The organism is Caballeronia sp. NK8 (genome assembly GCF_018408855.1).
Taxonomy (GTDB): domain Bacteria; phylum Pseudomonadota; class Gammaproteobacteria; order Burkholderiales; family Burkholderiaceae; genus Caballeronia.
On the sequence record NZ_AP024325.1, the window covers coordinates 1,430,089 to 1,452,101 of the forward strand.

Annotated in this window: 18 protein-coding genes; 17 read left to right on the top strand and 1 reads right to left on the bottom strand. The window is 55.9% G+C overall.

Features of this window, described 5'->3' with window-relative positions; translation table 11 throughout:
- Positions 1-738: 738 nt before the first annotated feature.
- The 14 genes from NK8_RS43780 (at position 739) to NK8_RS31930 (ending at position 16,056) form a co-directional block, all read left to right on the top strand.
- Entirely contained in the window at positions 739-1,683 is a 945-nt protein-coding gene (locus NK8_RS43780) for a hypothetical protein (RefSeq protein ID WP_225936534.1), read from the top strand.
- Between the two features lie 32 nt (positions 1,684-1,715).
- On the top strand, positions 1,716-3,449 hold the full coding sequence (locus tag NK8_RS31870; protein WP_213232222.1) for a GMC family oxidoreductase: 1,734 nt from the start codon (positions 1,716-1,718) through the stop codon (positions 3,447-3,449).
- The gene (locus NK8_RS31875) at positions 3,433-4,221 is read left to right on the top strand and encodes an SDR family oxidoreductase (protein ID WP_213232225.1); all 789 of its coding nucleotides are present in this window, start codon (positions 3,433-3,435) and stop codon (positions 4,219-4,221) included. Before NK8_RS31870 ends, NK8_RS31875 begins: the two co-directional genes overlap by 17 nt.
- A 604-nt stretch (positions 4,222-4,825) precedes the next feature.
- A complete protein-coding gene (locus tag NK8_RS31880; RefSeq protein WP_213232226.1) occupies positions 4,826-5,617 on the top strand; it encodes an ABC transporter ATP-binding protein in 792 nt (263 codons plus the stop codon).
- Positions 5,617-6,486 carry an ABC transporter permease gene (locus NK8_RS31885; protein ID WP_213232227.1) on the top strand — a complete coding sequence of 290 codons (870 nt, stop codon included), beginning with the start codon at positions 5,617-5,619 and terminating at the stop codon, positions 6,484-6,486. Before NK8_RS31880 ends, NK8_RS31885 begins: the two co-directional genes overlap by 1 nt.
- 166 nt (positions 6,487-6,652) lie before the next feature.
- The gene (locus NK8_RS31890; RefSeq protein ID WP_213232228.1) at positions 6,653-7,627 is read left to right on the top strand and encodes an ABC transporter substrate-binding protein; all 975 of its coding nucleotides are present in this window, start codon (positions 6,653-6,655) and stop codon (positions 7,625-7,627) included.
- Between the two features lie 73 nt (positions 7,628-7,700).
- Positions 7,701-8,525, top strand: coding sequence for an SDR family NAD(P)-dependent oxidoreductase (locus NK8_RS31895; protein ID WP_213232229.1), 825 nt, complete (start codon positions 7,701-7,703; stop codon positions 8,523-8,525).
- A 76-nt stretch (positions 8,526-8,601) separates the two neighbouring features.
- Complete coding sequence (locus tag NK8_RS31900; RefSeq protein WP_213232230.1) at positions 8,602-10,026, top strand: aldehyde dehydrogenase family protein; 1,425 nt, start codon at positions 8,602-8,604, stop codon at positions 10,024-10,026.
- 123 nt (positions 10,027-10,149) lie between these two features.
- The gene (locus NK8_RS31905; protein ID WP_213232231.1) at positions 10,150-11,031 is read left to right on the top strand and encodes a 3-keto-5-aminohexanoate cleavage protein; all 882 of its coding nucleotides are present in this window, start codon (positions 10,150-10,152) and stop codon (positions 11,029-11,031) included.
- Complete coding sequence (locus tag NK8_RS31910) at positions 11,028-11,897, top strand: carbon-nitrogen hydrolase family protein (RefSeq protein WP_213232233.1); 870 nt, start codon at positions 11,028-11,030, stop codon at positions 11,895-11,897. Before NK8_RS31905 ends, NK8_RS31910 begins: the two co-directional genes overlap by 4 nt.
- Positions 11,884-12,456 (top strand): carboxymuconolactone decarboxylase family protein, encoded by a 573-nt coding sequence (locus NK8_RS31915; protein WP_213232235.1) that lies wholly within the window; start codon positions 11,884-11,886, stop codon positions 12,454-12,456. The genes NK8_RS31910 and NK8_RS31915 overlap by 14 nt, the downstream gene beginning before the upstream one ends.
- 74 nt (positions 12,457-12,530) lie before the next feature.
- Positions 12,531-13,394, top strand: a complete 864-nt coding sequence (locus NK8_RS31920) for an NAD(P)-dependent oxidoreductase (RefSeq protein WP_213232237.1) — start codon at positions 12,531-12,533, stop codon at positions 13,392-13,394.
- A gap of 127 nt (positions 13,395-13,521) precedes the next feature.
- Entirely contained in the window at positions 13,522-14,895 is a 1,374-nt protein-coding gene (locus NK8_RS31925; protein WP_213232238.1) for an MmgE/PrpD family protein, read from the top strand.
- A gap of 288 nt (positions 14,896-15,183) precedes the next feature.
- Entirely contained in the window at positions 15,184-16,056 is an 873-nt protein-coding gene (locus NK8_RS31930) for an IclR family transcriptional regulator (RefSeq protein ID WP_213232239.1), read from the top strand.
- Between the two features lie 45 nt (positions 16,057-16,101).
- Here the strand turns inward: NK8_RS31930 and NK8_RS31935 are convergent, their stop codons facing one another.
- Positions 16,102-17,076 carry an NAD(P)-dependent oxidoreductase gene (locus tag NK8_RS31935; RefSeq protein WP_213232240.1) on the bottom strand — a complete coding sequence of 325 codons (975 nt, stop codon included), beginning with the start codon at positions 17,074-17,076 and terminating at the stop codon, positions 16,102-16,104.
- Positions 17,077-17,408: 332 nt separating this feature from the next.
- Here NK8_RS31935 and NK8_RS31940 point away from each other — a divergent pair, with 332 nt between their 5' ends.
- From NK8_RS31940 to NK8_RS31950, 3 genes are all read left to right on the top strand, one after another.
- A complete protein-coding gene (locus NK8_RS31940; protein WP_213232241.1) occupies positions 17,409-18,749 on the top strand; it encodes an MFS transporter in 1,341 nt (446 codons plus the stop codon).
- 169 nt (positions 18,750-18,918) lie between these two features.
- On the top strand, positions 18,919-19,959 hold the full coding sequence (locus NK8_RS31945) for an amidohydrolase (RefSeq protein WP_213232242.1): 1,041 nt from the start codon (positions 18,919-18,921) through the stop codon (positions 19,957-19,959).
- Positions 19,960-20,280: 321 nt separating this feature from the next.
- Positions 20,281-21,501, top strand: a complete 1,221-nt coding sequence (locus NK8_RS31950; RefSeq protein ID WP_213232244.1) for a porin — start codon at positions 20,281-20,283, stop codon at positions 21,499-21,501.
- The last annotated feature ends 512 nt before the right edge of the window (positions 21,502-22,013 follow it).

Consider the following 22,013-nt stretch of genomic DNA (forward strand, 5'->3'; position numbering starts at 1 on the left):
CGATCCAATCCAACACTCTGGCTGCTTGTCCAATGATCAAGGTCACACCAACTCCGGACACGATAATATGCTGGAGCGCTTCCTTCGACACTTTGAGATCGAAGAGGCGTATCGCGTGCATCTTGAAAGAGATCTCCACTCCGAGCGCTGCAAGTTGGCAAGCGTGGACAATCTCACACGTCTTCTGATCAACCTCGGGCACTTCCATGAGTGCCTTACGCATTTCCTTATACCGCTCCACGGCTTGGGCGTTGACTGCCCCCACTTTCGCTGTTGCCGGTCTCAACACAGACGACATCGAAGACCCCTTAATTTGCGGTTAAAAGAATGACAAGACGATGCGGCGTGCTAACGCACAAAATGCTGTCGCGCGGGAACGGCCCCGGGGCGTACCGTCGATCTGATCCGGACCCGCGTTCAGTCTGCGCCGTCACCGTCATCTCACGAAATCCCATAATACGCTACTTTTTACTGACGTTCCGAACATCGTTCAAGACAGGGTTTGTACTGGTCCTTACGCACCGGGAGGAAGTTCATCTTGCATTAAATGTCAAATGTCGAGACAATATTAGAAAGCAACCGGTCCAAAGGCTCACGATGACTGCCCAAGAACATTTCAGGAAGGTCGACTCCGATATGCTCGACGAGATTCACGTTTACGCTGGAACCGCTGGCCATTCGGCATGGTTTAGTGAAGACCAAGGCCTGACCTGGTCACACCCCAATAGTCATTCAGGGATGTATCTCGAAGCTCGCGTGTGGTGTTTTGGGAGCCATGCCGAGTTGCACGATACGCTAGTCGCCGGGACTGACGAGGGTGTGTTTCGGTGGAGCGAGCGGACTGCGCGCTGGGAGTGCATATCGACTCAGATCAAGGACGTTTGGTCGATCGCCTATGACGCTCGCGACCCGTCTACCTTGTATGCTGGGACGCGCCCAGCTGGTCTCTACCGATCGCGGGACGGCGGCGAGACATGGAGCGAACTAACCGTCCCGGGTATCGCAAAGTTCTCTGAAGTCAATATGGGACCGACACGGGTGACACAGTTGCTGGCCGACCCATTAGTCCCGGATACCCTTTGGGCAACGATCGAGATCGGGGGCATCTACCGAAGCACCGACGGCGGAAGCTCTTGGTGTGCGCTAAGCAACGGCTTAAATTCGGGCGACGTACACGGGATCGCGGTATCGCGCACTGCGAGGGGCAAGCGTCGAATCCTCGCTACCACAAACCGCGGACTGCACATTAGCGATGACGGCGGAGAGTCGTGGCGCTTCGCCGAATTAGAATCGCCATGGCAATATACACGCGCAGTCGTAACTCGCACGGATGATCCTTCAGTCGTATTCTTGGCCAACGGGAACGGCCCACCTGGAAACGATGGCCGCTTACTTCGCAGTTTGGATGGCGGCGAAACTTGGGAAAGGTTGACCTTGCCAGGATCAATCAACAGCACGGTCTGGTGCATCGCAACTCATTTCTCAAATCCTGACCTGATATTCGTATGCACGAACCTAGGTCAACTCTTCCGATCGACCAACGGAGGAGACAGCTGGACGCGGCTTCCGCATGAGTTCGGAGAGATTCGGAGTCTGTATTGGCGGGCAGTGCCCAAGGGAACCCGAGGCGCGCCCCACTCTCTGACCCGAGCCGTGGCGCCCAAGCTAGTGGCAGCCACGTAATCTCTAGAAACGCCGCACGTGCGTGCCCCGAAATGCACATCGAAAAATACGATTACCTCATTGTTGGAGCAGGATCCGCTGGGTGCGTATTGGCGAGCCGCCTTACAGAGGATGGCCGTCGCTCCGTTCTGCTTCTTGAGGCGGGAGAAGATTATCTTCCGGGCGAGGAGCCTGCGGACATCGTCGACCCGTACCCGCTGTCGTCATACAATCCGTCGTACATGTGGGATGGGTTGAAGGCTTTTTGGCACAACAGCACCCATGGGGCCCCGGCTGCATTTCCACAAGCAAAGGTGATGGGCGGCGGGTCAGCCGTCGCAGGCATGGTTGCATTCAGAGGTACGCCAGATGACTACAACGAGTGGCAGGCAATGGGCGCTGCGGGGTGGTCCTGGGACAGCGTGCTGCCATATTTCAGCAAGCTCGAGACGGATCAAGATTTTTCGGACTCTCTGCATGGACGGCGAGGCCCAGTTCCGATCAGACGGGTGCCTCGAAATATGTGGCCTCCCCTGACCTCGGCGATTGAACAATACGCAAAGGCATCCGGCTACCCGTTTATCGCCGATATGAACGGCGATTTCCGCGATGGGTTCGGCGCCACTCCGATCAGTAATACCGCGAACAGCCGAGTAACGACCGCTGCGGCATACCTCACATCCAGCGTTCGACAAAGACCGAATCTAACGATTCTTTCTCGCGCATATGTGCGTTCGGTTCGATTCAGCGATAAGCGTGCGACCGGCGTTCTAGCAGAGGTCGACGGCCGCTTAATAGAATTTGCTGCGCGAGCTGAAGTAATCGTGACAGCTGGAGCGATTCATTCACCGGCCCTGCTGATGAGATCGGGCATCGGCGAAGGGGGCGCTCTACAGAAACTTGGGATCAGCGTCGTCGCCGACCTCGACGGCGTAGGGAAAAACTTGCGCAATCATGCCGCTGTCTTTATTTGCGCGATGCTGCATCGAAATTCGAGACAGTCGTCCTCTTTACGAACGCATCCGACCGCATGTATGCGCATGTCGTCAAACCTCTTGGGCGCGCCTAAGTCAGACCTTTACATCAATATCCAGAGCAAAACTTCCTGGAACGCGATGGGCACCCGAGTGGCGAGCCTAAACGCTGTACTCCTGAAGCCGGCTGGGTCCGGTCAGGTGAGCTTGAACGTGCACGATGCCAACCAGTCTCCTCGCGTCGAATTTGGATTTGGCGACAACGCGCGCGACATCGAACGACTTTCTAAAGCGGTGCTCCGGATACTGAACATATTAAAGTCCCCAGTAGTAGCACCATTGGTCGGTGCGCCCTTCGTAGTACGCGTGGGAGACCGCATCCGACGGTGGAACACGCATACGGCGTCCAGTGCCGTGAACGCACGCGCGTTCGCGACGTTGCTCGATGCAATGCCCAGCGCCCTCGGCGACCGAGTCCTCGCAGCGCTAACGGGGCATAGGCTGGACAGTGAGCGTCTCATAAGTGATCCGACTTTCCTGCTGAACTTCGTCACCCGTGAGATCACAGGTGTTTATCACCCGGTCGGCACGTGCCGAATGGGGAACCATACAGACCCTGCGGCCGTTGTTGACTCTGCTGGGCGCGTTTTAGGCGTCGCCAATCTGCGCGTTGCCGACGCGTCCATCATGCCGACAATTCCTCGTGGCAACACCAACATTCCAACGATCATGGTCGCAGAGAAGCTTTCCGACGCCATTGTCAAAGGCGAGACCACAGCCATTTCTGGAGCTAGCATTGGATCTGCAACTTGAAGGCAAGCACGTTCTGGTGACCGGTGGATCGCGAGGAATTGGGTTCGCATGCGCCGAGCAATTTCTGGCGGAAGGCTGCGTCGTCAGCATCGTAGGACGTGATAAAAGCCGAATCGGTGACGCATGCAGGACGCTTGACGTCCACATGAAGGGAATCAGCGGATATGCCGCCGACCTTTCCCAACCGGCCGCCGCATTGGGCGTAATTGCCGATGCTGAGGAAGAACGTGGACCGATCGACGTTCTCGTCAACGCCGCAGGCGGTGCTCGTCGGAAGCCTTTCGATGAATTGCAGCCTGAAGACTGGCGGGCCGCAATGGAAGCCAAATTTCTGACGTATATCAACGTCTTGGATCCTCTCATCAAGCTCATGGCACAGCGTCGCGCCGGTTCGGTAGTCAATGTGGTGGGAATGGGAGGCAAAGTACCAATCACAACGCATCTAGCTGGCGGGTCCGCCAACGCTGCACTGATGCTCGCCACGGCAGGCCTCGCGCTGGCATATGGACCGATGGGCGTTCGGGTTAATGCCCTGAATCCTGCAAAGACGAACACTGACCGGCTAGCAGAAGGCGTCAGTGCCTTTGCTCGGCAAGAACGGATAACTACCGCTGAAGCCATTGCCGAGGCGAACAATTCATCGCCTCTTGGTCGACCCGCTTCTCCTGCGGAGGTGGCGGCGGTTGTGGCCTTCCTGGCTTCCCCGAAGGCTGGGTACATCTCCGGGGCGATTGTTTCTATGGACGGTGCCGCTCGCCCGATGGTGGTCTGAGCCCGTTCCGACCGCGTTTCCCTTCCCGATCCTCCCTTAAAAATCCGACGAGGCGGTCCGCACGGTTGCGGCCCGTCCTACGCCCGCGCCGTCACATCGTCGGACTGCATTACGCCGCCCAAGGGCCCACACAAACGGGAACCCAAAGGCGAGCCATTTTTCCCTCCATATAGGACTTCTTACGCTATCCGCGCCACTCGGACCAGCGCCCGGTCGTCACGTTCCCGTCTGACATAAACCGATGGCCGCGGCTGAAGCCCGGCGAGCGCGAGATCGATGAAGGTGGGGTAATTCCGAGCATATTTTCCGATGTCAGGCCGTTGAAACTTGTCTCAATGGGTAGTACATTTTTATAAACGAGCTCGTCGCGGCGCGAAGGCACCGAGGAACGATGAGACGAATCGGAAACGGGGGAGACGATGCGGCGAATTTGCACAGTCCGGCGCGACCAGCCTACCCGCGCGTTCAGCGAGCGCCGGCTAACTCCCTTCCGATCAGCTAGTTTCCGGCTGACGACCGAGGCTCCGAGATCACCTCGTTATCTCGAATCAACAGCCGCTTTTGAATCGGTGATTCTGTAAGAAACTTGCAAAGAGGAAAGGTAATGCAGCCCATACTTGACTTCAGAAGCGTGTCGAAGGTCTTCTATAAAGGAGACACGAGAGTCCACGCTCTTTCAAACGTGACGACAAGAGTAGAGCCCGGCGAACTGCTAGCCATTGTTGGCCCGAGTGGCTGCGGAAAGTCGACGCTTTTGAATCTGACCGCTGGCCTGATGGAACCCGGGGTTGGCGAAGTGCTCTATCAGGGCAAGCCGATTTCCGGGGTGAACACTCACGTCAGCTATGTCACACAGCGTGACAACCTCCTGCCGTGGCGAACAGTTGAAGCAAATGTCCTGCTTCCGTTCGAACTTGGTCCTCGTTCCAATGTTTCGTCGTCGGAACGTCGAGATCGGGCGAGAAAGTACATTGAGCTGGTCGGACTGAAGGGTTTTGAAACACACTATCCAGCCGAACTCTCGGGAGGCATGCGCAAGAGAGCGCAGCTCGCCCGCTCTTTGGTCTATGAGCCCGACGTCCTTCTTATGGACGAGCCGTTCGGTGCCCTCGACGCACAACTACGTCTTATGCTGCAGGCCGAACTTCTGAAGACGTGGGAAGGCTCGGGGAAGACGCTCATCCTCGTCACTCACGACCTGACCGAAGCGATCTCACTTGCGGACCGAGTGATCGTCATGTCGGCGCGCCCCGGACGTATCCGTACCGTTCAGCGTATTGAGTTACCGAGGCCGCGCGACGTCTTCACAATCCGATTCGTTCCCGAGTTCGGGGAGTATTTCGAGAATCTGTGGGCAGCACTGCGCGAAGACATGCATCAAGGAGCGGAAGTCTAATGAGCAACTTCAAATCCAAAGCCGTCGCACCATCACTCGCGGGTTTGTCGGGAACGCCCGATGCAGACGAGGTTTTTGTTGTCGATCCGAGCATAAGGGCTCGCCGCAGGGAGACAAGGATCGTCGTCCTTTCACGACTTATCTTGGCGGCAGTCGCTCTTCTTGTCTGGGAGTGGGCTTGCGGTCGGTGGATATCCGCATTCTGGATCAGCAGTCCATCGCGCATCGCCATCGCGGCGTTGAATATGTGGAACAGCGGTGGCCTGCTAAGAAATCTGTATGCAACGATTGCAGAAGCGCTGGTTGGTTTCGCCTTCGGCGTAGCCGGAGGGATGGTGATGGGCGTCGCATGCGGCACCAGTCGGATCATCTCTAAGGTCCTCAATCCATTTTTGGTGGGCTTCTACTCGATTCCTCGGATCGCACTGATTCCACTGTTTATCCTGTACTTCGGGATTGGGTTTCAGACAAAGGTGATCTATATCGCGCTGCTGGTGTTCTTCCCTGTCTTCATGAATACCTTGTCGGGCGTACGCGATGTAAATCAGGACCTGATTGATGTGATTCGTGTGATGGGTGCGAGTCGTTCTGACACGGTCCGAAAGATCTTGATTCCATCCGCACTCGCATGGCTCTTCGCCGGTCTTCGGATCTCCGTCACCTATGCATTGACCGGTGCGATTGTGGCAGAAATGTTTACGTCGAACGTCGGCCTGGGCTACTTGGTCTCCTACTATGCCAATCAATTCGATACCTCGAGTCTTTTCGCGACTCTCGCAGTTACGACCGCGTTGGGGTTACTGCTCAATGCGTTCGTGGTTCTTATTGAGAAGCGACTTCTCCGATGGCGCCCCGTTGAAGGAGCTTGATCCAGCGACAGGCGTAGCTAAAACGCAACTTCAATTAGATTTCAGGAGACTATAGGTGGGCGCAAACAATCGACCAATTTCTCGACGGCGATTACTAGGCTTGACGGTTGCCGGCGCGGCAAGCCTCGTCGTGCCAGGTATAAGCCACGGACGCCCGCAAGATCACGTGACACTGCTCATGGGAAGTGGCGGCCCTTTGATCGCATGGGCTCCAACCTTTATCGCCGAAGCGCTGGGATACTATAAGGACGAGGGCCTAACCATTGAGCGGATCTACACCCGAAGCGGCCCTGCTGGTATGACGGCTCTCGTTTCTGGTGCAGGAGACGCGTACTACACTGCCCCCGGAGAATTGCTGGCAGCCACGGTCAGGGGTCAGCAATTTAAGATCGTGATGGCACAAAGTGTGTATCAAGATCTTTATTTTATTATCTCGAACGATTACGCGAAGAAGCACGGCATCACGGCGGCGACGCCCTTCGAACGTCGGCTCTCCACGGCAAAAAGCTTTAAGGGGATTCGTATTGGTGTGTCCGCACCGGGTAGCGTCACCGACTATTGCGCGAGAAGAGTCCTTTCTCAAATCAACATCAGCGCCAGCGATGCCTCGATTGTTCCCCTACAATCGACTGAGAACACCATTGCAGCGATCGGAAACGGAACGATTGATGCCCTTGTATCTGCTCCGCCGGGCTCAAGCCTAGCTCAGTCTCAACTTGGAGGTGTGATCCTGTTCTCGGTCGGCCGCGACGAGATATCCGGTTTCCGATCTATCACCGGTCATCTCATTGAGGCGCGCGCAGATGACGTGAAGCAAAAGCCTGATGTATATCGGGCAATCGTGAGAGCGGACACGCGCGGCCTAAAGTACATTGTAGAAAATCCCAAAGTAGCCGGTGACACGCTCTATAAATCGCAATACTCCTCCCTTGTGAAGGCGGAGATCTGGCCTGATGTATGGGCCTCAAGTATTCCGCAGTTCAAGACACCATTCGTATCGCGGCAGAGCCTAGAGTCGTGGGTGGCGATGGGTCTGGTACCCGGGGTTAGTGACCCAAAGGCGATTAATTCCGGCGAAATCATCGACATGCGTTTCGCGACGCAGGCAGTGCAAAGCCTCAACTGGAAGGTAACCGCATAGCGCCTGTCATTGCATTCCTACCTAGCCAGCTTTGTATGAAGCTGCTCATGCTTTTAGATATCGGAGACTCAAGATGAATCAACAAACAAGCGTTCACGCACCCGATGACTCAGGCGTGCCCGAGTCGGCTCGCGATTTCAGCGTTAAGGAGCGCGTGGTAATCATCACTGGAGCAGGTCAAGGGATCGGGCGCGAGTATGCGCGGCAGTTTGCGGCGGCCGGCGCGATCCCAGTTGTGGCGGATCTGAACGTCGAAAACGCGAAACGGGTTTGTGCCGAGATCGATCGAGCTGGCGGTCGGTCCATGGCCGTATCCGTGGACGTGGGCGATAGGGAATCTGTCGACGCGATGGTTGAGAGCGCCCTCAACAAGTACGGCCGCGTAGATACGCTCATTAATAACGCAGCAATCTTCGCAACCCTGCCAAAGCGCCCTTTTGATGAAATTCCCCTTGAAGAATGGGAGCGTGTGATGCGCATCAACATCACTGGCACTTTTCTATGCGCAAGGGCCGTCGCTCCGGCCATGCGCAAGGCCAACTGGGGACGCATTATCAACACATCTTCTGACTCCGTCCCTAGGGGGGTTGCTAACTACCTCCACTATGTCACATCGAAGTCCGCAATCATCGGAATGACGAATTCTCTTGCTCGTGAACTCGGACCATTCGGCATCACGGTAAACGCGATCCGCCCGGGAGCCGTCGCGACGGAGGTTGACCGCGCGGTTAATCCAACGCAGGAGCGACGCGTCCAGCTTCTCAGCGAACAATGTCTGCGCAAGGGCCAGTTGCCCACAGACTTGGTGGGGCTTGCGATCTTCCTCTCCACGAACGCTTCGGCTTTCATAACCGGCCAAACAATCGCGTGCGACGGCGGTTACACCCACAGTAACTGAGTCGCTTAGCTCGAATCCACATACTTTGAAAGCGGCCTCGCGCTTTCGTCCCATTGCTGAGAAGAGGCTTAACGTCATGAGAAATCACGAGACAATTTATATCGATGGTCAATGGGTAGCTCCGGTCGACCCGAAAAGGCTCGAACTGATCAGCCCAACAACTGAGAACCCGATTGCAAGCGTCTGTCTCGCGAGCGCGCGCGACGTGGATCTCGCCGTCAAGGCGGCCAGAAAGGCATTTCCCTCCTTCTCCGAAACCTCCAAGGAGGAAAGGATTGCCCTGTTCGAGAGAATCATCGAGGTCTACCAAGCGCGCCAGAAGGATCTGATGGCCGCTATCACCCTTGAGATGGGCTCTCCTAAGTCGCAGGTCATCATGACCCAAGCTGCGCTACAGGGTTTCCAACAGGCGATTACCACCCTTCGCGGATACAACTTCGAAGTTCAGGAAGGCATCAACGTCATTCGACGCGAGCCTATCGGTGTCTGCGGACTTATCACCGCGTGGAACTGGCCCGTGCAAATTCTCTGCACGAAGTTGTCGTCCGCGTTTGCAGCGGGCTGTACCGTTGTTGCCAAGCCAAGCGAGTTCACGCCACTGAGCGCCATCATTCTGACTGAAATTCTGGACGCAGCGGGTGTTCCGCCGGGCGTGTTTAATCTGGTGATCGGCGATGGGCCAACGGTGGGCCATGCTATCAGCACACATCCAGATATTGACCTCATGTCCTTTACCGGTTCGACCAGGGCGGGAGTGCAGGTAGCTCAAGCGGCCGCGGCATCCGTCAAACGCGTCTGTCAGGAACTCGGCGGCAAGTCTGCCAACATCGTGTTGCCCGACGCTGACCTTCGTCAGGCCGCCCAGTGGAACATTGCTCGCTGCTTCTCTAACAGCGGACAATCTTGTCACGCTCCGTCTCGCATGCTTGTACATGAGGACCAGCTTGATCAGGCTATCGACCTGCTTTGTGAAGAGGTCAAAAAGATCAAAGTTGGAGATCCGGAGGACGCTTCAACGACCCTTGGTCCGGTCGTGAACAAGGCTCAATTCGATCGAGTACAAATGTACATTCAGAAGGGTATCGACGAAGGTGCTCGCCTCGTTTGTGGGGGGCTTGGACGCCCGCCAGAACTCACAAGCGGCTACTTCGTCAAGCCCACTGTGTTCGCAGACGTAAAGCCAGAGATGACGATTGCACAAGAGGAAATCTTTGGTCCCGTCCTCGCTGTCATGCCTTATCGTTCCATAGAACAAGCATTGGAAATTGCCAATGGCACCCGCTACGGCCTCGGGGCCTATGTATTTACATCCGACAGGAAAACGGGACACGAAGTCGGATCTCGCATGCGCGCAGGCCGTGTTTTTCTGAACGGAGTCGCTTCGAACCCGGCGGCGCCGATGGGTGGTTACAAACAGTCAGGGAACGGGCGGGAGATGGGAGTGTTCGGTTTGGAAGAGTATCTCGAAGTCAAGGCAATGATCGGGTTTGTGGACCGTTGACGACTTAATCGTGCCCCACCCGATCGAATGGCCGGCCGACAGTCAGCATGAGTCGGCTCACCAAGTTCACGATGTCACCTACCACAGTGACACGTTGTTTCATTGACATATTGAGGGATTATCTTGCAGCAGCCTGTCATCCTTACTTGCGCAGTCACTGGCGGTGACGACACCGCCGGACGATATCCGGCTGTCCCCGTGACGCCCGCTCAAATTGCTACCGCCGCAATTGAAGCCTGCGAAGCGGGTGCGGCGATCGCTCACATTCACGTTCGCAATCCCGAGTCAGGCAAACCAAGTATGGATCTTGCGCTGTACCGCGAAGTTGTAGATCGCATTCGCGACAGTGGAAGTCCGGTCATCGTCAACCTCACGACCGGTCCGGGTGCCCGGTTCGTGCCTAGCGACACGGAAGCAAACCTGGCGGGCGCAGGGTCCAACCTCCGTCCACCAGTTGAGCGCGTCCACCACATCTTGGAATTGAAGCCTGAGATTTGCAGTCTGGATATGGGCACACTGAACTTTGGCAAAGGTGCGCTCATCAACGTGCCGGCGCACGTGGAGGCCATTGCGGCAGAAATCCGCAGAGCTGGGGTGAAGCCGGAACTGGAAGTCTTCGACTCGGGACACGTGGCGTTGGCTATCGATATGATCCGTCGAGGCCTGCTCGAACCGACGCCGCTCTTTCAGATGGTCCTTGGCGTGCCGTGGGGAGCACCGGCCACTCCCGAGATACTCGCGGCGATGAAGAGTCTATTGCCGGTCGGTTCACAATGGGCAGCGTTCGGAGTTTCGAGGTCGGAATTCCCAATGGTCGCGCAAGCGGTGCTTCTCGGCGGCCATGTACGCGTAGGCCTGGAGGATAACCTCTATCTGGAAAAAGGGGTGCTTGCCCCGGACAACGCCTCCCTTGTGCGCAAAGCGTCACAGCTTGTCGAGCTTCTCGGAACACGATTAGCCACTGCGGACGAAGCTCGATTGATCCTTGGTATCGCAACGTCATGAGCAACGAACGCTTCATCGTCGGTTGTGTGCAAACTACGCCGACAGATGACCTACACGCCAACATAGATCAGGTCTCACGTTCGATTGAGATCGCGGCCCAAAGGGGCGCGACACTAGTCGCCACCCCTGAATATAGCTTCTTCTTGCATGCGAGCGGCCGTTCGATGCGCGACAGCGCAGCTCGTGAGGAAGATCATCCAGCGCTGCCTCACTTCGTCTCGATTGCTCGAAAGCATCGCATCTGGCTGATCCTCGGCTCCCTCGTCATTCGCACAGACGAAGGCAATATCGTTAATCGGTCAATTGTCATCTCGGCTCAAGGGGAAATCGTTGCGCGATACGACAAGATCCATATGTTCGACGCCACGTTACCAGGCGGCAGGACAATTCGCGAATCGTCTTCCTACACGCCGGGGACAAGAGCCGTTCTTGTTAACACTCCCTGGGGGCGGTTGGGAATCACTGTCTGCTATGACCTGCGCTTTCCGGCACTTTACCGGGCCTTGGCGCAGTCGGGTGCTCAGATTCTCCTTGTGCCGTCCGCATTCACCCGGGCGACAGGATCGCTACATTGGCATACCCTGTTGAAAGCGCGCGCGATCGAAAATCGCGCGTTCGTTGTCGCTCCGGCCACCTGCGGAACGCACCCATGCGGTCACGAAACTTACGGACACTCCCTAATCGTCGACCCGGACGGGCGGGAGGTTGCCGCGGCCGGCGAAGCGCCAGATGTCATCTGCGCAGAGATCGACCTTGACGTGGTGTCGGTCGCAAGGGCGCGCATGCCGTCACTTACGCATGATCGCGCTTTTGAAACGAGCCATATTTTCGCGAACAGCATAGAGACCAAGCATGAGCAAATATGAAATCCTGACTCGAGACGAAATGTCACCTCGTCAGCGACAAGTCGCTGACGCTATTGCCGCTGGCCCCAGAGGATCGATAAAAGGTCCTTTTATCGCATTGATTCATAACCCTGAACTCGCAAATCACTTGCAGGCGCTCGGGGAACATCTGCGTTTTCGAACAGGATTGCCAGGACATCTGGTCGAGATAGCTGTTCTAATCACCGCTCATCGATGGTCCAGCGACTATGAATGGCTTGCCCATGCGCGTATTGGGCGGGAGGCTGGCTTGTCAGATGAAGTTATTACGTCATTGGGCACGGGACGAAGGCCGGATCCGCTGGATTCGGATGCTTCACTAATCTACGATTTTGCGTACGAAACGGCCTGGCAGGGCCGCCCGTCGGACTCCGCCTTCAGTGCGTTGAAAAGCCGATTCGGTAGCGCGACGAGCCTTGATGTTCTCGCGGTATGCGGCTACTACACGACGCTTGCTTTCATTCTTAATGCCGCAGAACTTCCCCTGCCATCGGGCAAGCTGCCAGCAGGTTGGGGGCAAAAAGCGGCAAGCGTTGAATAAATTATTTTTTGTGTGAGGCATCAATGAATCCGTTAAGAGTGGGACTAATTGGCGTAGGCAACATGGGGAAGCCGATGGCTCTACGCCTGCTCGAGCAAGGTGTCGATCTCACTGTGTGCGACCGGAATCCCGAAGCAGTGCAGGAACTACAGCGATTGGGAGCAAAGGTTGCAGCGAGCCCGTTGGAAGTGGCGAATGCATGTTCGATCGTGATCGCATCGATGCCCTCGCGAGAAGCAAGCCTAGATGTCGCCCTTGGTGAGTTCGGCGTGGTCAAAGGCAAGGAAATATGCGTCTATATTGAAACCTCGACCATTGGAAGCAGCACGATCGAGTCGATTGCTTCGCGTCTACGGGATGACGGTGTCGGAATGATTGATGCGCCAGTCAGTGGCGGTCCGCCTGGAGCACGCGCCGGCACTCTCGCAATCTTGGCCTCGGGCGCCGAGGGCGATTTCGAACTTGGGAAACCTTTGCTAGAAAAACTCGCAGCCAAGCTGTTCTATCTTGGCGCCAAACCGGGGGTCTCCCAAGTCGCAAAGGTGATCAATAATCACATCTCCGCGGCCGGTCGCCTGGCGGTGTTTGAAGGCCTTGCGATGGGTATCAAGGCTGGACTTGACCCGAAGGTTCTTAACGATGTCTTTAATGCTGGTTCTGCGCGCAACTACACCACCACTGACAAGGTACCGGCGGCGATTCTTACAGGAACGTTTAAGTTCAACGGCCCGTTGACCATTGGCCTAAAAGATGAAGCGCTCTTGTTAGAGGAGGCGCAGCGGTGTGGCGCCCCTACCTGGATCGCTCCGCGAATCCTTGAACTCTATGAGGAAGCCGCTGCAGCCGGATATCGCGACGAAGATAGCATGAAGGTTTTCCTCTACATGCAGTCTCAGTCACTGCGCAAAACGGAAGAGTTGAACGGCGGCAACCAATAGCGCTTGGCCTTCCAAGAGAGCAATTCGAGAAACTCAATCATGTATGTAACTGTCTAGCCCACCGGCGTCGGCTGAAACAATGACCAGACGCCAGTGATGTACCTGCATTCGGATGAACGCCAACCTCATGAACGATAAAGCACCGGCAGATACGCTCACCCACGACGTTGCCTCGTTCGTCTTTCGTACGACATCAACGGATCTATCGCCGTCGTCGCGTGAATCAGCGAAACGAGCATTGGTGAATATCTTAGGATGTTGTATTGGCGGATCCCACCATGAAATAGTCGAGACAGCTGCTAGAGCACTGATCCCTCTTGCCGGAGGCCAAACCTGTACGCTTCTCGGCCGACCTGAACGCGTAGATGTTCTCACGGCCGCTCTAATCAATGCCCTAAGCTCCGCGGCCTATTCGTTTGACGACACTCATTCGGAAGCCCTCTTACACCCCAGTGGCGCAGTCGCTACGACCCTTCTGGCCCTCGCAGAACGGCAGCGACTGACTGGCAGCGACTTCTTGCTGTCGATGGTGCTCGGCATCGAAATCGCCGGTCGGTTGAGCAAGGCGGTATCGGTGCCTCCCGCTCAGGGCGATATCGGATGGTCGCAGACAGGCATTGCCGCCGGCGTTGGCGCAGCAGCGGCTGCGGCCAAAGCACTGCGACTGACCTCTGAGCAGATTGGCTGGGCGATAGGAATCGCCGCCACTCAGTCGTCCGGATTTAGAGCTGCTCATGGCAGTATGAGTGCCACCTTGATTTTTGGTCATGCGGCACAAACCGGGTTGCGCGCGGCGATCCTCGCGCAGCACGGATTCGACGGCCCGCGAGCTCCATTGGAGGGAAAGTACGGATATTTGAGTCTGTTCTCCAGCAAGCCTCATCGTGAGTATCTATTACCTCCGCTTGGCAGCCCGTTCGAAGTGGAAGCTCTCGCGTACAAACCTTATCCTTGCGGGGCCGTCATACATCCGGTCGTTGATGCCGCCCTTCAATGGAACCACTCAAACGGCGCAGACCGCAGTCGCCAGATCAGAGAGGTCCGCCTTCGCACACACCCGTCCGCGATGGCACTTGGATTTCGGCGGCATCCGGAGAACGTGCTCGAGGCTAAGGTCAGTCTGTTTCATTGGGTGGCGACCGCACTTCGGTACGGCCGCGCCAGCATCGCCGAAGGCCAGTCCCAAGTGGTTCAGGACGTCGGTATTGCACAACTCAGGGATCGCATCAACGTGCTTACGGATGATGCCATCCCTCCAGAAAGTGCTGTCTTGCATGTCCTTTTGGAGAGCGGCGAGGAGCAAACTGTTTCAATCGAGCACTGCAAGGGAAGCGTTATGAACCCGATGTCTGACGATGACATCAACGAAAAATACTACCAACAGGCGCTCCTTCACATTTCTAGGTTCGAGGCGACAACCATGTGCCAGCGCTCTTGGCGCATTGAGGAGCTCGAAGACGCGGCGGACATCATACGTGTAGCCGCGCCAAGCTCGATCTAACGGTACAGTAAAGGCGGAATTCTTCGAGCGGTGGACTGCGTAGGGAACCGACGTATTGAGGACAGCTCGACTAGTCCGCTCGGCCCAACGCAGACATCCGCGCGGATCGGAAGTTTCCACTCAATTATTCATTATACGAATAAATTCTCGCATTCTGATATAATTGCATCGCATTTATTGCGAGAACAATACCAGTCCTCAAATCCTCAGCAGTGAGCGCTCGAGTAGTTGGGCCGATGCAGCAAACCGGTCCACTTTTCGCAGGTTAAGCCACACGGAATGCAGAAAATGGCCAAAGCGACTGCAAAGCAAACATCACAGTTGAGCGACTCCACGGAAGCTGCCTCGAAAAAAGAGAGCGAAGCACAGACGAGCATCGGGCGCATGTTGGGCATACTCGACCTGTTTACGCCAGCGGCACCCGTCCGACCCGTGAGCGACCTGGTGAATTACCTGGGCACATCACGGTCAACGTCCTATCGGTACATAAAAGCGCTTCACGAAGCTGGTCTGATTGAAGCAGTTGCCAACGGAAAATACGTCCTGGGCCCGCGATTCGTTGAGTTCGACCGTCAAATCCGGATGTCCGACCCGCTGTACAAGGCCGGGGGGAAGATTCTTCGCCAGTTGGTGAAGCGTACAGGGCATTCAGCCCTTCTTTGTGCGCTATATCGGGATTCGGTAATGTGCATCAGGGAGGACCTATCCGAAGGAAGCCCGCCTAATCTCTTCTCACGAGGCCAACGGCGGCCGCTCTTCTCTGGAGCTGCATCCAAGGTGATCCTCCCGTATGTGCCCCCTCATCGGCTCAGAAGCATCTTTCAGCAACATCAGCGCACAATCGCGCGCGCGGCACTGGGCACTGACTGGCAAGGCTTCCGAGAAAAACTCGCGGCAATCCGAAAGGACGGCTTTGTTGTCAGCCACGGCGAGTTCAATCAAGGCGTTTTCGGCGTGTCGGCACCCGTTTTCAACGCAGAAGGACTCGCCGTCGGAAGTGTCGGCATCGCAGGCGGGGAGGACCGATTGGAACGAAAGAACCTACCGGCCTACTGCAACGAAGTTGTGAAAGCAGGCCAGATGCTCACAGAGGCGATTGCCGATGCTGGTGACGAACTCATCTTGCCACCGCGTGCCTACGGGTCCGTTCCGTCGCGCTAATGCTGCGTCGTGAGCCATGGCGTTAGCAGACGCCATGGCGCAGCCTTACATCGCCTTCAGATAATCCCGGAAGAGCTGTGCGTATTCTTCGATTCCTTCTTCGATAGACCAGGCTGGAGACCAGCCAAGGACCTCGCGAGCTAAAGTTACGTCCAAAGGAACACGCGACTTGAGGTTCTCTTCCTCGATTGGCGTGAGCTCGTTGCCAATCTCGATATCCGCTCCGGGAACGAATCGACGGACGATTTCCGCAATCTCCGCAGGCGAAACAAGCCGCCCCGCCGCAATATTTAAAACCCGAGACGTTCCACGAGCGATTTTCGGACAATCCAGCGCGAGTGCGACGGCGCGGCTCACGTCCAGCACATGAGTCAAATCCCTCTTCATCCGCCCTCCGGTTTCGAAGCGCGTCGGCCTTCCCGCGACAGAGTTTTCAACCATTGGCTTGATGTAAAGCGGAATGCGCATGCCAAAGCCATACACCGCGGCAACCCGAAGCGCAACGAACTCCAGATCGTGGAAGTCGGCGTACGACAACCCGATGGCTTCGCCAATCATCTTGGACGTTCCGTAGTGCGCCGAAGGGTTAGCTCGCGTGATAGAGAACGCCGGGTCCGTCTCTTTCTGAACGATGCCAACCCCCGCATGACATGCAGTGTTGCTTGAAACAAAGACCACCTTGCCTAGGCCTAGTTGTCTAGCCACCTCGCAGACGTTGACCAGACCCATCACGTTGGTTTGATAGAACCCACCCGGATCGTCCAGCGATGGTTCGAGCCCCACCCTGGCAGCCGCGTGCACGATGGCATCAATTTTGTCCGACCGGCACACAGCAAGCAAACGGTCAATGTCACCGATCGCCCCGCGACGCAGGTTGCTCTCCAAAAAGGGAGAAATATGCAAGAGCTCCTTAGGCGGCGATGCAATGTCGTAGGTGTAGACCACGTGCCCAGCAGCTTGGAGTGCATTCGAGAGATAGGCGCCAAGAAAGCCAGCACCGCCGGTGACAAGAACGTTCATCTAGTTTCCTCTCCATCAATCCAAAGGAATGCGGCAGCACCTATCCTGCCAAAGAACGGCTCACGCATCCCCGCGAATACCCTTAGTTAGGGCGTTAAAAAGTACTGTATAGTGAGACAAGTTGATACGCAATAGGTGCCTTGCCGAAGCTTCTAGGTTTCGAGCCATGTGCATTATGCGTGCGTGAGACGACAGTTACCAAGTTTCACTCAACGGAACTGATTCTGAATTTATTGACCACAACCGTAAACCGAGCTAGATTGATCTTGCTTTCGAAACTTTGCGATTGCCTCAATAAAACAGACTCAAACCGGGTCGAACGGAGACACTACATGGATACATCTGCCCCTAGCTCTACCGTCCGCCAGCGGCGCTTGATCGTCGCGTCGACCTTCATTGGTTCCACCATCGAGTGGTACGACTTCTTTATCTTCGGGATCATTTCCGCGCTCTTTCTAAACAAGCTATTCTTCCCGACCTTCGATCCCACCATTGGAACCATCTTGGGGTTCATGGCATTTGCCACGGCCTGGTTGGTTCGTCCGATCGGAGGCGTTATTGCCGGTCACCTTGGTGACAAGATTGGGCGGAAAACGACGCTGCTCTGGAGCTTCATCATCATGGGCGCGGCGACGACTCTGATTGGTTTTCTCCCCACCTATGAGACTGCGGGATCGGTCGGCGCGATTCTCCTAGTCTTGCTTCGCATCCTGCAGGGCCTTTCCGCTGGTGCCGAGTATGGCGGCGCTATCGTCGCAGTGGTCGAGCACGCTGATGAGTCGAAACGCGGGCTTTTCGGCAGCGTTCCGCAGAGCGCCTCGTTTTTTGGCTTGCTACTCGGAAACGCAACGTTCCTGTTGATGATCAACCTAGACAAGCAGGCTCTTATGGACTGGGGATGGCGAGTCCCGTTCCTTCTCAGCGCAGGGATGCTCGGCGTAGGCATGTACATCCGAAATAAGGTTTCTGAGTCTCCTGCCTTCATCAAGGCCAAGGCTTCGGGAAACATCGAGAAGGTTCCGTTCATGACCGTCCTTCGCGAATATCCGAGGCAGCTCTTCGGCGTAATGTTTGCCCAAGCAGCGCCGAACACCTTTTTCTATACATGCGCTGTAGCAATGGTTTCCTACACCGTATCAAAGCTCGGCATGAACCAGTCGGATATGCTGATCGCCGTATGTATCGGAGCGGCAGTCGAGATGTTCACCATCCCGATGTACGGTGCGCTGGCAGACAAGATCGGTCGAAGAAAGGTCTTCGTGTGGGGCATCTTTGTACTCCTCGCTTCTGCGCTCCCCTTCTGTTTCGCAGTTGAAGCAAAGTCTTACATTGGAATCGTAGTGGGCTATGTCTTCGTGCTGGGTATTGGACACGCGGCCTGTCACGGCTCTCAAGCTTCCCTTTTCGCAGACATGTTTCCGACTTCTGTTCGCTACACTGGAATCTCCGCTGGATACCAAACCTCTGGCGCAATCTTCGGAGGCCCGCTGCCCATCGTGGCAACCGCACTCATCGCAGCGCAAGGTGGAGGCATTCGCCTGTTCTTTGGATACACCATGTTCATTGGGTTCGTTAGCCTGGTCGCAATCATGGCTAGCAAACCGCATTACTCTCTCGTTAACCGTTCAGCTGGGCAGGATGATAAGTCGCGTCAAGCAAACGCCTCGACCTGAGTCCCACAAGAAGGCGGGGTGCGACTGAGTGGACTATTTCATTGCACCCACGCCCTATCGAGACCAGTGATGACCGATTGCGAGAGTCTTGCCCTATCGAGATCAGTAATGACCGATTGCGAGCGTCTTGCTCTCGAAACTGCGAACCCTCACGAGTACCCAATCACCCATGCCTGACGAATCAATCCAAGCGGCGCTGAAAGCTCACCCAGTTGCAGACTTAGCATGGCTTGCACGGCGCAAAGAAGAAATCGTAGAGCCTGCGCTACCGATTATCGATCCGCACCATCATCTCTGGGATCATCCTGGCGACCGGTACCTTCTCGACGAGGCCCTGCAGGACTTCACATCCGGGCATAACGTCGTCGCAACTGTACATCTACAGTGCAGATCCATGTACCGCGCCTCTGGTCCTGAAGAGTTTAAGCCGGTTGGAGAAACGGAGTTCATCAACGGAATTGCGGCTCAGAGCGCCAGCGGCCTCTATGGTCCGACAAAGGTTTGTGCCGGCATCGTTGGAACCGTCGACCTGCTACTTGGGAATCGGGTCGAGCCTGTGCTGGAATCTCACTTGGCGGCTGGAGGTGACCGATTTCGCGGAGTGCGTCCGACTATCGTTTGGCACGAGAGCAAGGAAGTCTTGCCAGCCGATAATGTACCGAACGTCCTCTCGCGTCCTGAGGCGATGGCCGCTGTGAAATCAATCTCCAAGTTTGGGCTCTCGCTGGACCTTTGGGCGTTCTTCACCCAACTCGACGAAGTCGCTCAAGTCTGTCGCGACAACCCCGACCTCACCGTCGTGGTTAATCATGCAGGCGGTCCGCTCGGTATTGGCCCTTATGCAGATCGGCGCGAAGACGTCTTCGTCGAATGGCGAAAGAAGCTGGAAATCGTTTCGCGCTGTGAAAACGCGGTGATCAAGCTCGGCGGACTCGCCATGCGGTATGGTGGATTCGCGTTTAACGAACTTCCTGAACCACCTTCCTCCGACTTACTAGTCGAAAACTGGAAGCGATATTTTGATGTCTGTATCGAACTATTCGGCCCGCAACGTTGCATGTTCGAAAGCAACTTTCCCGTAGATCGCGGAATGTGTAGTTACCAGGTGCTTTGGAACGCGTTCAAAAAACTGACGCGTCAATTCTCGGAAACCGAGCGTCAATGTCTTTTCAGCGGTACTGCTGCTCGGGTTTATCGATTGGCGGACTGAAGCGGACACGTACTTCACGAATCACGGGGCGCGACCACCGTCAGTCCGATGATTAGAGTCTGCCTGTTTGCGCCCCAACAATACATCGCATCCCTTGCTCGAAGAATGGCGAGAGAGGGATCATAGAGGCGCGCAAGTTTTCCAATCGTATCGGCGCCTCAATACGCTTACTAAGCTTTCCAAGAACGGGATCTGCTTGCCTAAGTTGCAGTCCCGCACTACAGCGCGTTAGCTTATCGCACCCGTGTTTCTATAGTAGTACTACTCACACAGTAAAACATTAGGCTTCCCTCGAAAGCTAACCACAAAGGAGAAATGGAGATGAAGAGGCAGCAGTTTCAATCGGCGCTTATTGTTGCTGGTACAGCGGCGCTTTGGCAATCCGCGGCACACGCGCAGAGTAGCGTCACCCTCTACGGGATCGTAGACCAGGGGTTTAGCTATCAGACAAGCCAGACCACATTGGGATCAACCTCCGGTGGTCGATCCGCTATCAAAATGACAACCGGTGTCTGGGCAGGCAGCCGTTTCGGCTTTAAGACAGCCGAGGATCTTGGTGGCGGTACTAAAGCAATCTCGCAGTTGGAGGCAGGATTCAACTCTTCGACTGGCGCACAGTCCGTAAGCGGATTACTGTTCAACCGACAGGCCTTTGTTGGGTTGACAAACGATCGATATGGGGCACTCACGGCGGGCCGCCAATATGCTTCGTATTATCAGATCCTGCAGCAATTTGGACCGACCAGCTGGACATCAGGGTATTTCGCCGCGCATCCTGGCGACGTTGACGGCCTTGACACGACATACCGCGCGAACAACACCCTGGAATACATGTCTCCAACCATCGCCGGCTTTAGATTTAGCGGTTCGTATTCCTTCGGGAACGTAGCGGGGAGTGTGTATAGAGGCTCGACGTGGGCGACGGGGCTTCAATACACTCAGGGCCCTATTGGATTCGGGGTTGCTTTTTCTCGAATCAACAATTCGACTCCTGGCGGAGGCGCATTCGGCGCAGACTCCGCAACGTCCAATAACGGTGCCCAAGCCGGCGTGTCGGCTGTCACGAACGGCTATCAAACCGCTCAAGCGCAACAAAGATTCGGTGTCGGCGCCAGCTACGCTTTTAGCGGTTCTTTCGACATCAGGGCGACCTACACCAACGTGCAATACATTCCGGGTCTGGGATCAAGATTCCGTGATCTTGAGATTTTTAATACGGGGGGCGTTGAGTTGCACTGGAAGCCGAGCACGCCGTTGGACCTCGCTGCCGCTTACAGTTACACCCGTGCCACCAAAGCGAACGGAATCAGCAGCAGTGCCCAATATCAGCAGTTTAATCTTTCTGAATATTATGCGTTGTCAAAGCGCACGGGTCTGTATGCCCTTCAAGCCTATCAACGCGCGAATGGGCAGACTCTAGGCACTAACGGTGCTGGCAACATAATCAACGCAACCGCCACCATCGGTGATGGTTTCAATTCAGCCCCGTCGTCGTCCAGAAGTATGTTTGCTGCGGGCGTGGGGATTATTCACCGGTTCTGAGCCATCTGCGTCATCTCTTGACCAGCCGCGCCCTTCGGCGCGGTTGTCATTCGTTGGTAACGCTGGGCCAACCTATCCCGACAAACATCTGATGAACATTGTTCGACCTCGACAAGAGCTTCTGTTCTACCGCAAAGAGCGCGTCGTCGAAGCCCCTCGAGAGAAAGCCGAGATAGTGTTATCTAGCGCGCAAGCAGTTTTTTGCCGCGCCGAATTATGAGCGGCGCCTTTTACATCGGCGTAAGCCCTCGATTCGAGTCGGACGGGGTCAGTTGCTTTCTCGACGCAACCGCCGTCTTACCGTCGGATCGCCCCCTTTCTGGAAAGCTGCCGCCGCGTACACATGGGTTTGCTTCGAAAGTATGAGCCAGCAGCGGCCTGATGGCATGTCGTGCGGCGAAAACCCAATTGCGTCAGGGTTATGCGTGCAATCGTACGCTACTCCGTCGGCAAGAGCATGCGTGAATCAAAACTAACAGCTCGCCTGCGCCCTTGCTGAATGTCGCCGTTCC